Annotated in this window: 15 protein-coding genes; 6 read left to right on the top strand and 9 right to left on the bottom strand. The window is 73.2% G+C overall.

What is annotated here, in order from left to right; genetic code table 11:
• Window positions 1–35: 35 nt before the first annotated feature.
• Both ACIP98_RS27505 and ACIP98_RS27500 read right to left on the bottom strand, forming a co-directional pair.
• Window positions 36–1175, bottom strand: a complete 1140-nt coding sequence (locus ACIP98_RS27505; RefSeq protein WP_401978454.1) for a homoserine O-acetyltransferase — start codon at window positions 1173–1175, stop codon at window positions 36–38.
• A gap of 5 nt (window positions 1176–1180) precedes the next feature.
• Window positions 1181–2542 carry a bifunctional o-acetylhomoserine/o-acetylserine sulfhydrylase gene (locus ACIP98_RS27500; RefSeq protein ID WP_319663985.1) on the bottom strand — a complete coding sequence of 454 codons (1362 nt, stop codon included), beginning with the start codon at window positions 2540–2542 and terminating at the stop codon, window positions 1181–1183.
• A 648-nt stretch (window positions 2543–3190) separates the two neighbouring features.
• Here ACIP98_RS27500 and ACIP98_RS27495 point away from each other — a divergent pair.
• From ACIP98_RS27495 to ACIP98_RS27485, 3 genes are all read left to right on the top strand, one after another.
• Window positions 3191–3541 (top strand): hypothetical protein, encoded by a 351-nt coding sequence (locus tag ACIP98_RS27495; RefSeq protein WP_401978452.1) that lies wholly within the window; start codon window positions 3191–3193, stop codon window positions 3539–3541.
• A 281-nt stretch (window positions 3542–3822) separates the two neighbouring features.
• Entirely contained in the window at window positions 3823–4824 is a 1002-nt protein-coding gene (locus tag ACIP98_RS27490; RefSeq protein WP_401978450.1) for a hypothetical protein, read from the top strand.
• Between the two features lie 55 nt (window positions 4825–4879).
• A complete protein-coding gene (locus ACIP98_RS27485) occupies window positions 4880–5011 on the top strand; it encodes a hypothetical protein (protein WP_401978449.1) in 132 nt (43 codons plus the stop codon).
• A 48-nt stretch (window positions 5012–5059) separates the two neighbouring features.
• Here ACIP98_RS27485 and ACIP98_RS27480 read toward each other — a convergent pair whose 3' ends face one another.
• Window positions 5060–5344 (bottom strand): helix-turn-helix domain-containing protein, encoded by a 285-nt coding sequence (locus ACIP98_RS27480; RefSeq protein WP_401978447.1) that lies wholly within the window; start codon window positions 5342–5344, stop codon window positions 5060–5062.
• 77 nt (window positions 5345–5421) lie between these two features.
• Here ACIP98_RS27480 and map point away from each other — a divergent pair, with 77 nt between their 5' ends.
• Complete coding sequence (gene map, locus ACIP98_RS27475; protein WP_319663977.1) at window positions 5422–6189, top strand: type I methionyl aminopeptidase; 768 nt, start codon at window positions 5422–5424, stop codon at window positions 6187–6189.
• A 27-nt stretch (window positions 6190–6216) separates the two neighbouring features.
• On the opposite strand, the gene ACIP98_RS27470 is transcribed toward map, so the two are convergent.
• The gene (locus ACIP98_RS27470) at window positions 6217–8559 is read right to left on the bottom strand and encodes a glycosyl hydrolase family 65 protein (protein ID WP_319663976.1); all 2343 of its coding nucleotides are present in this window, start codon (window positions 8557–8559) and stop codon (window positions 6217–6219) included.
• Window positions 8556–9299, bottom strand: coding sequence for an HAD family hydrolase (locus ACIP98_RS27465; protein WP_401978445.1), 744 nt, complete (start codon window positions 9297–9299; stop codon window positions 8556–8558). Before ACIP98_RS27465 ends, ACIP98_RS27470 begins: the two co-directional genes overlap by 4 nt.
• Before the next feature lie 152 nt (window positions 9300–9451).
• Here ACIP98_RS27465 and ACIP98_RS27460 point away from each other — a divergent pair, with 152 nt between their 5' ends.
• Window positions 9452–10054: a GNAT family protein gene (locus ACIP98_RS27460; protein WP_319663974.1), complete on the top strand. Its 603-nt coding sequence runs from the start codon at window positions 9452–9454 to the stop codon at window positions 10052–10054.
• A 24-nt stretch (window positions 10055–10078) separates the two neighbouring features.
• On the opposite strand, the gene ACIP98_RS27455 is transcribed toward ACIP98_RS27460, so the two are convergent.
• The 4 genes from ACIP98_RS27455 to ACIP98_RS27440 form a co-directional block, all read right to left on the bottom strand.
• Window positions 10079–10273, bottom strand: coding sequence for a DUF4236 domain-containing protein (locus ACIP98_RS27455; protein WP_319663972.1), 195 nt, complete (start codon window positions 10271–10273; stop codon window positions 10079–10081).
• Between the two features lie 484 nt (window positions 10274–10757).
• Window positions 10758–11228, bottom strand: coding sequence for a VOC family protein (locus ACIP98_RS27450; protein WP_319663971.1), 471 nt, complete (start codon window positions 11226–11228; stop codon window positions 10758–10760).
• A gap of 119 nt (window positions 11229–11347) precedes the next feature.
• Window positions 11348–12232 carry a DUF3626 domain-containing protein gene (locus ACIP98_RS27445; protein ID WP_401978442.1) on the bottom strand — a complete coding sequence of 295 codons (885 nt, stop codon included), beginning with the start codon at window positions 12230–12232 and terminating at the stop codon, window positions 11348–11350.
• A gap of 76 nt (window positions 12233–12308) precedes the next feature.
• Window positions 12309–13001, bottom strand: a complete 693-nt coding sequence (locus ACIP98_RS27440) for an FCD domain-containing protein (RefSeq protein ID WP_319663969.1) — start codon at window positions 12999–13001, stop codon at window positions 12309–12311.
• Between the two features lie 207 nt (window positions 13002–13208).
• On the opposite strand from ACIP98_RS27440, the gene ACIP98_RS27435 reads away from it, so the two are divergent.
• Window positions 13209–13793 carry a hypothetical protein gene (locus tag ACIP98_RS27435; RefSeq protein WP_319663968.1) on the top strand — a complete coding sequence of 195 codons (585 nt, stop codon included), beginning with the start codon at window positions 13209–13211 and terminating at the stop codon, window positions 13791–13793.
• Window positions 13794–13795: the final 2 nt, after the last annotated feature.

Raw genomic sequence — 13795 nt, 5'->3', positions numbered from 1 at the left:
CGCGGACCGGCGCCGCAGGCCGGGGCCGGCGGGGACTAGCCGAGCAGTTCCCGGACGAGCGCGGCGACCTGGTCCGTGGCGATGAGGAAGCCGTCATGGCCGTGCGGGGAGTCGATCACCCGCAGGCGGTCCGCGGCCGGGATGCCGGAGGCGAGTGCGTGCTGCTGGGGGAGGGGGTAGAGGCGGTCGGAGGAGACTCCGGCGACGAGGGTGTCGGCGGTGACGCGGCGCAGGGCGGAGGCGATGCCTCCGCGGCCGCGGCCGACGTCGTGGGAGTTCATGGCCTGCGTCAGGACGACGTAACTGGCCGCGTCGAAGCGCTGGACGAGCTTGGCGGCGTGATGGTCGAGGTAGGACTCGACCTGGTAGCGGCCGCCGCGCGACGGGTCTTCCGCCTCCTGAGGGGAACGCCCGAAGCGGACGGTCAGCTCCCGCTCGCTGCGGTAGGTGACGTGTGCGAGCCGACGGGCCAACCCCAGCCCCGCGTGCGGACCTTGGCCCGGGGCGGCGTCGTGGTAGTCGCCGCCCCGCCAGTGCGGGTCGTCGCGGATGGCGTGCAACTGGACGTTCGCCCAGGCGATCTGCTCCGCGCTCGCCGCCGGCGGGCAGGCGAGCAGCAGCAGCGATCGGGTGCGTTCCGGATACGACACCGCCCACTCCAGCGCCCGCATCCCGCCCATGGAACCGCCCACGACGAGGGCCCACCGGCCGATGCCCAGCGCGTCCGCCAGATCCGCCTCCGCGGCGATCTGGTCGCGCTGCGTCAGGTACGGGAAGGCCCCGCCCCAGCGCCGGCCGTCCGGCCGGAGGGAGGAGGGCCCGGTGCTGCCCTGGCACCCGCCCACGACGTTGGGCGCCACGACGAACCAGCGGCCGGTGTCCAGCGCCGCGCCGGGCCCGATCAGCCCGTCCCACCAGCCGGGTGTCGGGTGCCCGGGCTCCGCGGGTCCCGCGGCGTGGCTGTCCCCTGTGAGGGCGTGCAGCACCAGCACCGCGTTGGAGCCGTCCGGCGCGAGGCGCCCCCATGTCTCGTACGCGACGCGCACCCCCGGGAGTTCGCCGCCCGACTCCAGCGGCAGCGGCTTCTCCCGTGCGTGCCACCTGCGGCGGCCGGGCGGGTCCCCCTCCCGCCAGGCCCCGGAGGCCGGCGGGAGGGGGACCGCGGTGTCGGTCACGGCGTTCAGGACGCGGCCTTGGCCGCGCGGAAACCGGCCTCCAGGTCGGCCTTGAGGTCGGCGAGGTTCTCGATGCCGACGGACAGGCGCACCAGGCCCGGCGAGGTGCCGGTGGCCGCCAATTGCGTGTCGTCCAGCTGGCTGTGGGTCGTGGACGCCGGGTGGATGATCAGGCTGCGCACATCGCCGATGTTGGCGAGGTGGCTGAAGAGTTCGACGGCGTCGACGAACCGCTTGCCCGCCTCGACCCCGTCCCGCAGCTCGAAGGCCAGCACCGCGCCCGCGCCGCGCGGCAGATAGCGCTGCCCCGCCTCGTACCAGCGGTTCGACGGCAGTCCCGGGTAGTGCACCGCGGCCACCTCGTCACGCCGCTCCAGCCACTCGGCCAGGGCCTGGGCGTTGGCGGAATGGCGCTCGATGCGCAGGCTCAGCGTCTCGATGCCCTGGAGCAGCAGGAAGGCCGAGTGCGGGGCGATCGCCGGGCCGAGGTCGCGCAGCAACTGCACGCGCAGCTTGACGGCGTAGGCCCCCGGGCCCAGCGCCGGCCAGTAGCGCAGGCCGTGGTAACTGGGGTCGGGCTCGCTGAAGTCGGGGAAGCGCCCGGCGTGGGCGCCGAAGTCGAAGGTGCCCCCGTCCACGACGACCCCGCCGATGGTCGTGCCGTGTCCGCCGAGGAACTTGGTCGCCGAGTGCACCACGATGTCCGCGCCGTGCTCGATCGGCCGCAGCAGGTACGGCGTGGGCACCGTGTTGTCCACGATCAGCGGCACGCCCGCCTCGTGCGCCACGTCCGCGACACCCCGCACGTCGAGCACATTGCCGCGCGGATTGCCCAGCGTCTCGGCGAACAGCGCCTTGGTTTCGGGGCGGATCGCCGCGCGCCAGGCGTCCAGGTCGTCCGGGTCGTCGACGAACGACACCTGGATGCCGAACTTCGGGAGCGTGTGCCGGAAGAGGTTGTACGTGCCGCCGTACAGCGAGGTGCTGGAGACGATGTGGTCCCCGGACGAGGCCACGTTGAGGATCGCCAGCGTCTCCGCCGCCTGACCCGACGACAGCGCGACCGCCGCCACGCCGCCCTCCAGCGCCGCGACGCGCTGTTCGAGCACGTCCTGGGTCGGGTTGTGGATCCGGGTGTAGATGTTCCCCGGCTCCGCGAGCGAGAAGAGGTCGGCGGCGTGCTGCGTGTCGCGGAAGACGAACGAGGTCGTCTGGTAGATCGGCGTGGCGCGGGCCCCGGTGGCGGGGTCGGGCGCGGCGCCGGCGTGGATCTGCTTCGTCTCGAACGACCACGCCGAGGTGTCCGGCCCCGCCGGGGCCTCCTCCGGGGTGTGCCCCGCGGTCACGGAGTCGATGGGCTGGCTCATGATTCTCCCTTGGTGCGCGTACGGGAATGTGCGGGCGTGCGGGCATGCCGACGGCGTACGCGAACGCGGGAATCGTCCCGGGACGGGCAGCCGAAGGCCCGGATGATCAGCGGCCGGAAGGGAAGCGGCGGCAGGACGCCGGAAAGCGCGGCGTCAGCGCGCGGCGCGACAACTCATGCTGGTGACGCGCACGTAGTCCACGTGGCGTCGGCTCACAAGCACGGTCATGACGCCAGGTAACCACAACGCGGAGCAGCGCACCAGCGAATCGCCTGTGTTGTACCGGCCCCGTGGCTTCGCGTGCGGGCGGAATGCCGGGCTTCGGCAGAGCCGGATGTCGCCACAGGCAGGCGGACGCCCTCCGCGTTGACAGGCCGCGGCCGCCAGTGCTCTTATTGCTTGCGCACGCACTAAAAGTCAGGTGGACGAGGTCCTCCTCGGCAACCGCCTCCTCTGCTCCATGGGTCCCGGAGCCGAGGCCGGTGCACGCGAACGGCCGGCCACGGGCGACTCGCGGCGCACCGGAACCCCGACGGGCCGCCCCGGCCCGGGGCAGTTCCCCGCAAGCCTCCTCCCGGCTCCCCCTCGCTGCACAGTCACGTGCGGTCCGACAGAGCCGTGCACTCTCCGATGAAAAGAAGGAAGAACATGAAGCGCGCCCTCACCTCACTCGTCCTGGCAGCTGGTCTCGCCGCCGGCGCCGGCCTGGCCGCGGTCGCGCCGGCCTCCGCGGCCTCGGCGGCTGACAGCCGCTCGTACTGGTACACCGGCCAGAACTTCTCCGGCACCCAGATCGCCCTGAACCCGGATAATGAGGAAACTGCCTGGCTGCCCGCGATCCACTCGGTGATCAACCACACCAGGGTGAACTACCTGGGCTGGAACGGCAGCGGCGGCAGCTACTGCTTCTGGAGCGGAGGCTCGTGGGGCTACGTCGGGCAGCCGTTCTCCGACGCGTCTTACCACCAACTCGCCGCCGCCCGCTCGTACGGCTGCTGACCCGACACGACACCCCGTGCCGCACGGCCACGGGTCTCTCCCACCGCGCCGGTGAGGGGCGTCCGCAGTCGGGAGCCGCTCCTGTCCGGAAGGCTCCCGGCTGCTCCACGCCACCACCGCACTCCGATGAACCACCTACTGGAAACCTCATGGCTGAACGAGCAACCGATACCCTGCGAGGGACCCGGCGCCTCCCGAGGATCCGCGGATCGCGAAAGGCCGTCGTCCCAGCCGCACTGTTCGTCGTGGGCGCGGCTGCCGGAGTGCCGCTCTGGGGCGCCGTGACCCATGCTTCCGACGTTGCGCCCGCCGCCGTCACGCAGGCCGAACTGCGGCGCACGGTGGCATCGTTGCTGCCCGCCGGCGACATCTCCTGGGAGACCGCGCCGGTCGCCTCCGGCCGCGGCCGGAACCCCTCCGCGTCGCCCGTCGTGACGCTGCGGTTCGACGACGGCAAGGGCGCGGCCAGGCTGATCGTCGGCCTGGACCGCCTGCCGGCACCCCGGCCGACGGGCACTTTCGACTGCCCCGACCGCGCCCACCACCCGTACGGCACATGCGCCGTACGCCGCCTCGACAACGGCGCTCGTCTCGTCTTGACCCAGGACCGTAGCGGCCTTGGCTCCTATGGTGTGGAGATGCGGGACGCCTCGCTGGTCACGGCCGACGAAAGCGGCCGGGTTCGCATCCACGAGCTGAACGCCGCGCCGGGAGCCGGCGACGTCCCCACCCGCCGGCACCCACCGCTGGACCTCGACCGCCTGGCGGCCCTCGCGTCGTCCTCCGTCTGGGAACCGCTGTTGGAGCGACTGCCACGCCCCGCCGGGCTCGCCGCCTCCCCCTCCGAGCCGGTGCGGACCCGTCGGGACATTCTCGCCGTGCTTCTGAAGCACCTTCCCGCCGGCGTACGCGCCCTGTGGACCGCGGGGGCGGAGAAAGGGTACGCCGAGGCACTGCTGGATGACGGGCACGGACAGGCCCTGATAGACGTCACCGTACAGAAGTGGGCCGGAGACCAGGGAGCGTTGACGCCGATCTTCGCGAACGCCCGCCGGGAAGCGGACGGCACCAGGATCGCTACGCGCCGATTCACTCCCGCCGGCGGAGGCGAGAACTGCGTCGAATGGGACACCGACATCATCACCGCCGACGGACTCCGAGTCGTCGTCAGTCAGTTGAACGCGCCGGCGTACGGACTGCCTGCGAACAGGAAGACTTCCCCGCTGTCCCCGCGGGACTCGCTCAGGATCGCCATCGACCCGGAGTTCACCGGTGACCGCTGACCACCGCCGCTGCACGGGCCCGATGGTGAACGCCACGAAGAGTCCCTCATCGCACGTGGACAGACCGCCACCGGCACCAGCCGCGCCCGTCCGGCACGCCGAGATCGCCACCGAATGGGCAGGCCACATCCCCCAGCAGATCGTCTTCCTGCCGACGGCTGTGGAGGAGACGGCTGCACGCGGCTGAAGCCGGCTCGGGGGTGACCGGCCGCTCGGCCGGGCCCCCGCAGGGCCCTCAGGCCGAAAGCGCCCGCCCCGCGTCCCCCTCGCCGGGGTCGGTGGCCGCGCAGGCCGCGACCAGGACGTCGAGGGAGATGCCGAGGGCCGTGGCCAGGGCCGCGACCGTGAAGAAGGCCGGGGTCGGGGCGCGGCCGGTCTCGATCTTGCGCAGGGTCTCCGCGGAGACTCCCGCCGCCGCGGCGACGTCCACCATGCTGCGGTCGCCGCGGGCCTCCCGCAGCAGCGCGCCGAAGCGCTCGCCGCGTTCGCGTTCCCACGGGGTCAGGGGCGTTCTCACCATGACCGTGATACTAATACCGGTATAAGTATTGGGTCACGTCGACCCCCCGAGGAACGCCCGAGAAGAGGACACGGCACATGGTGGAGATCAAGACCGATGCGGCCCTGGAAGCCATGCGAGAGGCCGGCCGCGTGGTGGCCCAGGCGCTGGCCGCCGTACGGGAGGCGGCCCGCGTCGGCGTGTCGCTGCGCGAGCTGGACGAGGCGGCGCGGGCCGTCCTGGACGCCGCGGGCGCGCGGTCCCCGTTCCTCGGGTACCGCCCGTCGTTCGCGCCGACGCCGTTCCCCGCCGTCATCTGCGCGTCGGTCAACGACGCCATCGTGCACGGCATCCCGGACGGCTACCGCCTGCGCGACGGCGACCTCGTCAGCATCGACTGCGGCGCGGAACTCGACGGCTGGACCGGGGACGCCGCGACCAGCTTCACCGTCGGCACCCCGCGCCCCGGCGACCTGGAACTGATCGACGCCACGCAGCGCGCGCTGGACGCCGGGATCGCCGCGGCCACGGTGGGCAACCGCATCGGCGACATCTCGCACGCCATCAGCAGCGTGGTCCGCGGGGCCCGTTGCGGCATGCCCCGGGACTTCGGCGGCCACGGCATCGGCCGCCGCATGCACGAGGACCCCCACCTGCCCAACCACGGGCGGCCGGGCCGTGGCTTCCCCCTGCGCCACGGCCTGACCCTGGCCATCGAGCCGATGCTGATGGCCGGCGGCCACGACGGCTACCACGCCGCCGCCGACGGCTGGACCCTGCGGACCGACGACGGCAGCCGGGCCGCCCACATCGAGCACACCGTCGCCATCACCGAGGAGGGTCCCCGCATCCTCACCGCGCTCTGAGCCGCCCCCTGAACCACCCGCCCCGTCTCAGCGCCGCGCCGGCCGGCGGCCCGGCGGCTGCTCCGGCTCGGGACGCGCGGTCACCGCCGGCACGGAGCGGCTCTCCGGACCGTCGGTGGACACCGTCAGCGACTCGTCGAAGTGCCGGATCTCCAGCGGGTCGCCCTCCAGCAGCGTGTACGTGGCCACCGAGTCGGTGATCCCGACACGCAGCCGGCGCCCCAGCACCTGCACCGTGAAGGCCAGCCGGCGCACCTTCTCCGGCAGCCGCGGGGCGAAGCCGACCCCGCTCGCATTGCGCCGCATCCCGCCGAAGCCCGCGACCAGGGCCATCCACGTGCCGGCGAGGGAGGCGATGTGCAGCCCGTCGCGGGTGTTGTTCTCCAGGTCCTTCAGGTCCATCAGCGCGGCCTCGCCGAGGTAGTCGTACGCCAGCCGCAGATGGCCCACCTCGGCGGCGATGATCGCCTGGACGCACGCCGACAGAGAGGAGTCCCGGACGGTGAGCGGTTCGTAGTACGCGAAGTTGCGTGCCTTCTGCCGCTCGTCGAAGCAGTCGCCCCGTACGAACATCGCCAGCACCAGGTCCGCCTGCTTGACGACCTGCTTGCGGTAGAGGTCGAAGTAGGGGAAGTGGAGCATCAACGGGTACTGGTCGGGGCGGGTCGCCGAGAAGTCCCAGGCTTGGTGCCGGGTGAACCCGGACGACTGCTCGTGGACGCCCAGGGAGCTCTCGTAGGGCACGGTCATGGCCTCGGCGGCGTCCCGCCAGGCGGCGGTCTCCTCGTCGTCGACGCCGAGCGCCGTGCCCTGCTCGGCGTGGCGCTCGACCGCGTCGGCGGCGTGGCGCAGGTTCGACTGGGCCATGAGGTTGGTGTACGTGTTGTCGTCCGCGATCGCGCTGTACTCGTCCGGGCCGGTGACCCCGTCGATGTGGAACCGGCCGTGGTGGTCGTGGTGGCCGAGCGAGAGCCACAACCGGGCCGTCTCGACGAGCAGTTCCACACCGGTCTCGCGCTCGAAGTCCTCGTCGCCGGTGACCGCGACGTAGCGCACCACGGCGTCGGCGATGTCCGCGTTGATGTGGAAGGCCGCGGTGCCGGCCGGCCAGTAGCTCGATCCCTCGGAGCCGTCGATCGTCCGCCAGGGGAACGCGGCGCCCGCCAGCCCCAGTTGCCCGGCCCGTTCCTTGGCGGCGGGCAGCGTCGCCTGCCGCCAGCGCAGCGCCTCGGCGACGGCATTGGGGGAGGTGTAGGTGAGCAGCGGCAGCACGAAGCTCTCGGTGTCCCAGAACGAGTGGCCGTCGTACCCCGACCCGGTCAGGCCCTTGGACGGGATCGCGCGCTGCTCGGCGCGGGCGCCGGCCTGCAGCACGTGGAAGAGGGCGAAGCGCACCGCCTGCTGGATCTCGGCGTCGCCGTCGATCTCGACGTCGGCCCGGGACCAGAAGGAGTCCAGGTACTCCCGCTGCTCGTCGACCAGGCCCTGCCACCCGGTGCTGCGGGCGCCGGCGAGAGCGGCCTCCACCTGGTCCCGGACCGCCGGCAGCGAGCGCACCGCGGACCAGCCGTAGGAGACCATCTTCTCCATGCGCAGCGTCTCGCCGGGGGACAGGTCGCAGGTGACGGTCAGGCGGCTGGTGTCCGGGAGGCTCTCGCTGTACATCTTCGTCGACTGCGGGCCGTCCACGCTGTGGTCGGCGGCGGCCCCGACCCGCAGCCCGGTGACCGCGGTGCGGTGCACCAGCCGCAGCCGGGTGTTGAGCGCCACGTCCTCCTCGGGCACCAGCGGGGACTCCAGCACGGCGGAGACCCGGGGGTCGCCGGAGACCGTCGGCAGTTGCTCGTTGGCCACCAGTTCGGACTGGACGACGAGGCGGACCGTGGAGTCCACGGCCTCCACCTCGTACAGCACGGCGGCGATGGACCGCTGGGTCAGGGAGACCATCCGGGTGGAGCGGACCCGCACCGTGCAGCCGGCCGGCGAGGTCCACTCACAGGTGCGCTGCAGCAGGCCGCTGCGGAGGTCGAGCACCCGCTCGTGGGAGCGCAGCCGCCCGTAGCGGACGTCGAAGGGCTCGTCGTTGACCAGCAGCCGGATGAGCTTGCCGTTCGTCACGTTGATGACGGTCTGGCCGGCCTCCGGGTAGCCGTAGCCCGCCTCGGCGTACGGCAGCGGATGCCGTTCGTGGACGCCGTTGAGATACGAACCGGGAAGTCCGTGCGGCTCTCCCTCGTCGAGGTTGCCGCGCCAGCCGATGTGCCCGTTGGACAGGGCGAAGACCGATTCGCTCTGCGCCAGCACGTCGAAGTCGAGCCCGGTCTCGCGCAGCGTCCACGGCTCGACCGTGAACGCGGAGTGGGTGATCACGCGTTGTCCTCCAGCAGCTCCGCGAGGTCCTGCACCACGATGTCGGCGCCGTGCTCGCGCAGCGCGTCCGCCTGGCCGACCCGGTCCACTCCCACCACGTACCCGAACCGCCCGGCGCGGCCCGCGTCCATGCCGGCCAGCGCGTCCTCGTAGACGACCGCGGCGCCCGCCTCGACACCGAGGTCGCGCGCCGCCTCCAGGAAGGTGTCGGGGTGCGGCTTGCCCGGCAGTTTGCGCTCGGCGGCGACGATGCCGTCGATCCGGACGTCGAAGAGGTCCTCGATGCCGACGGCGACCAGGACGTCGCGGCAGTTGGCGCTCGAGGAGACCACCGCGGTACGGAGCCCCGCGGCGCGCACGGCGTGCACATAGCGGACGGAGCCCTCGTAGGCCTCCACGCCCTCCGTGCGGATCTTCTCCAGCAGGATCGTGTTCTTGCGGTTGCCGACCCCGTTCACCGTGTCGCGCTCGGGCGGGTCGTCGGGCGCCCCCTCGGGCAGCTCGATGCCGCGGGAGGCGAGGAAGGTGCGCACGCCGTCGGCGCGCGGGCGGCCGTCCACGTACTCGTCGTAGTCGGCCACCTTGTCGAAGGGGCGGAAGTCCGCGCCGTCGCGGCGGCGCAGGAAGTCGTCGAACGTCTCTTTCCAAGCGGCGGCGTGGACCAGCGCGGTCTTGGTCAGTACACCGTCGAGATCGAAAAGGCAGGCCCGGATGCCCTCCGGGAGACCGGTCTTCGTCATGCAACCCGCCTCCCCGCCAGGGGACCCCGGCATGCCTGCCGGGGCCGTCTACCAGCCGGACGCGGGAGCGCCGGTCGGCCGTACCGGCGGAAGACCGTGCGGGAATCCGCGACCGGGTGCCGTCGCGGGCCCGATCGGATTAGCCTCCGGACATGGCAGTACGCTTCCCTGCTTCCGTCACCATCGACGGCCGGTACGCACGGCTGGTACCGCTGTCGCGCAGCCACGTCCCGGACCTCTACCAGGCGGCCCGTGGCGACGAGCAGGTGTGGCGCTGGCTGTCGACGACGCCGCCGCGGTCGGCCGCCGAGATGGGCGCCATCGTCGACCAGCGGCTCGCCCAGGCGGCGGCCGGCGAGGCGGTCGCGTTCTCCGTGGTGCCCCGGGCGACCGACCGCCCCTCGGGCTGGGCGGCGTACATCCGCATCGCGGCCGCCGACGAGCGCGTCGACATCGGCTGGAGCTGGCTCGACCCCACGCTCTGGGGCACCCCGGTGCACCTGGAGACCCACTTCATGCTGGTCTACTACGCCTTCGAGGACCTGGGCTTCGGACGTGTGCAGTGGCGGCTGGACGACCTCGACCTGCCCACGCAGGACGCCGTCAGCCGGATCGGCGGCATCCGCGAGGGAGTGCTGCGCCGCCACCTCCGGCGCGTCGACGGCACGTGGCGCGACACCGTCTACTACTCCCTCGTCGCGGCCGAGTGGCCGGCGGTCAAGGAGCGCTGGATGTCCGGCTGGATCCTCGAGTGACCGCGGCCACCGCGCTCACCGCCGTCACCGCCGCTTGCGGCGCGTGGTGCGCCGCCAGGAGAACGGGCCCGGCAGGTCGACGGACTCGGTGCGGTCCCCGCGCGTGTTCACGGTGTGGCTCGCGTGCGGGCCGCCGGTCGTGATCGACAGCGACTTCTTGTTGATGTTGAGACGGACGCCGGGCAGGATCCGGAACGACTTGCGGAAGTTCAAAGGCATGCGAGCACTCCTCATGACAGTACGGAACGTGACGTGGTCGTGTGCTGACCGCCTGCCCCTCCGGGGGACTTTCATGACCGATGATGTGTCAGAACCGTTCCGGACCACCGCCGATGGCGGGGCCGCGACCCGCGGCAGCCGGCCGCCGCCGCGTTCGCCCGCGTTCGCCCGCATGTGACCGCGCGCACGGCCCCGACGGGGCCGTCCGTTCTCCTGTGCGGACCGTGCCGGGGGCCGGTCCTTCGGTGGCCGCCGGCGGGGGGTGGCCGCGGCGCGGCCGGTCCCGGTCTTGGCGGGGCGGGGCGATGCCCGGTGGAGGGCGGCGGGTGGGCTCGCGGCCGGGTGGGTTGTCGTGGTGTTCGGCGCTGCTGCGGCGGGCTCGGGTGGGCCGGCTTCGTCTCCCCGTCCGGGGCTCACGGGTGCGGCGTGCGTCCGCCGCCAGCCGTGCCGGGGGCCGGCCGGCGGGGGGCCCGGACGGGGGGCGTCACCACGCGTAGGCGCGGTTCATGATCAACTGTGCGACGACGGGTTCGAGCCGCGGATGGGCCACCATCACCGTGAGGCCGTTCGGGTCACGTCCCTCGACCACCGTGCGGCCGTCGACCGTGGTGGTCTCCACGTGCGCGTCGCGCTCCCGCAGCAGGCGCTCGCACCGGCTCAGGTCCTCGGGGTCCCGCGCGGTCCACACCGTTGCCTGGACGCCGACGCCGCCGAGCGAGTGCTCGCCGCGCGGCATCGCACGCAGCACCACCATCGAGCCCCCGGCGTCCGTCAGCAGCAGTGCCGTGGTGTCCCGGGTCGCGACCTCCATGCGCAGCAGGTCGCCGTAGAACGCGGCCGACTGGTCCAGGTCGCGTACGTAGATCACGAGCGCCGACAGCCGGGGCCTCTCGTCGGCGGGGTCCTGGCCCCCGAGGGGGGCGGGGGTGCCCGTGTGCGGCGACGAAGGCGTCATCGGGGCTCCCGTCTCATCGGCCCGTACGGAACGGCGGCCGGTCGCGGGGATGCGGCCGGTGCCCTCTCCACGCTATCCGGCTCCGCGCCGGGTCGCCCCCCGCGCGCGCCCGCGGACGCTCAGGCAGGCCGGCAGCACGTGGTCGCCGCCTCGCAGGCGGCACCCTCCGGGGCCCCGAAGCGCGCGAGCACGTGCCAGAGCCGCTTGAGCGCCTGTGGGTCGTGGCGGCCGGTACGGGCGGCGTCCCCGATCATGCGCGGGTCGAGGATCCCGCCGGCGGACACGGTGACGCCGAGGTCGGTGTACTCCCGGCCGCGGTAGTCCGCGTGGCGCACCAGGTGCTCCGTGGTCAGCCGGAAGCCGCCGTGCCACTCGACCGGGCAGGGCAGCCGGCGGGCCGCGGCCTCCACCGCGGTGCCACGGAAGGACGGGTCCAGCACCAGCGCCTCCACGTCCCCGTCCAGCACGACCGGGCCGTGGACCTGGGCCTCGATGTGGCCGTCCAGGGTGTCCAGCCCGTCGGCCGCCGCCGGCTCCAGCAGCGCGAAGCGGGCCGCCACCGCGAAGAGCTCCGGTTCCGTGGAGCTGTCCGGATAGCAGAACGTGGTCCGGTCCAGCGTCCGCGGACCGAGCCGGAAGTGGCACGACCCGAAGCGCGGCGCGCCGCCGGCCGGGTCCCGCCGGTGGTTGAGCGCCCCGTACACCGGGCGCGCGTGGGCGGGGGCGCGGTCGTAGGCGCCGCCGAAGATGCGGCTCTCCCAGCGCCACCGGTCGCCGCCCGGGTGGGCCGTCAGCCCCCCGTTGCCGGTGCCCGTCACGAACTGCGAGCGGTACACGCCGTCCTGGGCGATCCGCTCCAGCGTCGTCATGCCGCCCGCGTCCCGGTCAGGATGGAAGTTGAGCGTGAGACGGAGGCTCGGGTCGACCGGGCCGCCCGAGGAGCGGGCGGCGACGTGGCGCAGGGCGTGCTCCTGCGGTGTGCGGACGGGGGCGCCGGCGTTCATCGCCACAGTGTGCCCGGGCGCGGGACAGGCCGCACCGGGGTTTCCGGGAGCCCGGGGCGGGGCCGGCGACGCCCGGTCAGGGCGTGTCGAGTGCCTCCACCATGATCCGGCGGGTCTCGTCCAGGTACGTCCCCGCCGCCGCCCGCGCGGCCGCTGCGTCCCCCGACTCCACCGCCGAGACCAGGGGTTCGAGGCGTGCGGCGGCCTCGGCGGGATCGCGGAAGGGCGCGACGAGCCGGGCGCGCAGGGGGAGGTAGGCCGCGAAGAGGGTGTTGGTCAGCAGGACGTAGACGCGGTTGCCGGTGGTGTGGGCCAGCGCGCGGTGCACCTCGGCGTCGGCGAGTTGGGCCGCGTCCGGGCCGGGGGCGTCCGCGACGGCGGCCAGCAGCTCGCGCAGCCGGGCCCGTTGGCCCGCCGTCCCGGCGACCGCGGCTCGCTCGGCGATGAGCGCTCCCACACCGGCGCGGACCTCGAAGATGTCGGCCAGCCAGCCGGGATTGTGGCGGACGAGCATCGGCAGCAGATCGGCGCCGCCCAGGCGGAGGTAGTCGCGCACCCGGGTGCCCACACCGTGCCTGGTCTCCAGCAGGCCGACCTGGGTGAGCCGCCCGAAGGCGTGCTTCACGGTGGTGCGGGTGACCCCGTAGCCCTCGGCGAGGCGCTGCTCGGGCGGCAGGAGGGCGCCGGCGGGGTGCACTCCGCCCAGGATGTCGTCCTGGAGGCGGCGCTCCAGGACATCGACGAGGCTCTCGCGGGTCAGTGGGTCCACCAGGGGCCGTCCTCTCGAGCAGGCGTACCGAACGTGCGGCGTGCGGTCCCAGCCCAGCCGCCCAGGGGCGGTGCGTCAACACACAGAGGCAGTGGATGAGCCACTGATTCAGTGAGTCTCTGTACAACCTCTTGCCCTGACGTCACGTCAGGTGCATGCTGCGGTGGTGCCCCCGGCCCGTCCCCCACTGACCACCGGAGTGTGCCCGTGACCCTGTTCCCGCGCCCCGCCCGCCTGTTGACGGTGGTCGCCGCCGCCCTCACCGCCCTCACCGTCGCCGCGGGCCCCGCCGCAGCCACGGCGCCCGAGCCCTACACCGAGCCCGCCTTCGCCGGTTCCTGCACGTGGCACTCCTACGGCGAGGGCGAGACACCCGACCCGTGGCTGTGGCTCACCGAACCGGTGTGCGTCGAGTACGCCAAGCGCGACATCACCTTCGACAACGGCGGCGCCGTCCGCTTCCTGCTCGCCGAACCCGCCCGCTTCGCCCTCGCGCTCCCGGTCTGCCGCTACTACCAGCGCGACCACTGGAGCGTGCAGTCCACCACCGGTGCGGTCCCGTACGTGACGTGGAACGGCCGCTACTGGTTCGACAAGCGCGACCGGCGGGCCGCGATGCGGCTGACGGACTTCCAGGTCAACGGCGTCAGCGCCGGCATCGGTGACGTCGTGACCGCGCTGCGCCCGCGGCTGCCCGAGGTGGCCGATGTCCTGGCCGCGTACGGCGACGAGGCCGGCGAGACCGGTCTGGCCGTCACGCTCCCCTTCAGCCTGTTCTGCCCGGCGCGGTAGCC

The sequence above is a fragment of the Streptomyces sp. NPDC088354 genome, from assembly GCF_044753585.1.
Classification (GTDB): Bacteria; Actinomycetota; Actinomycetes; order Streptomycetales; family Streptomycetaceae; genus Actinacidiphila.
Note: the sequence above shows the minus strand (reverse complement) of the source record. Positions and strands in the feature narration are given on the sequence as shown.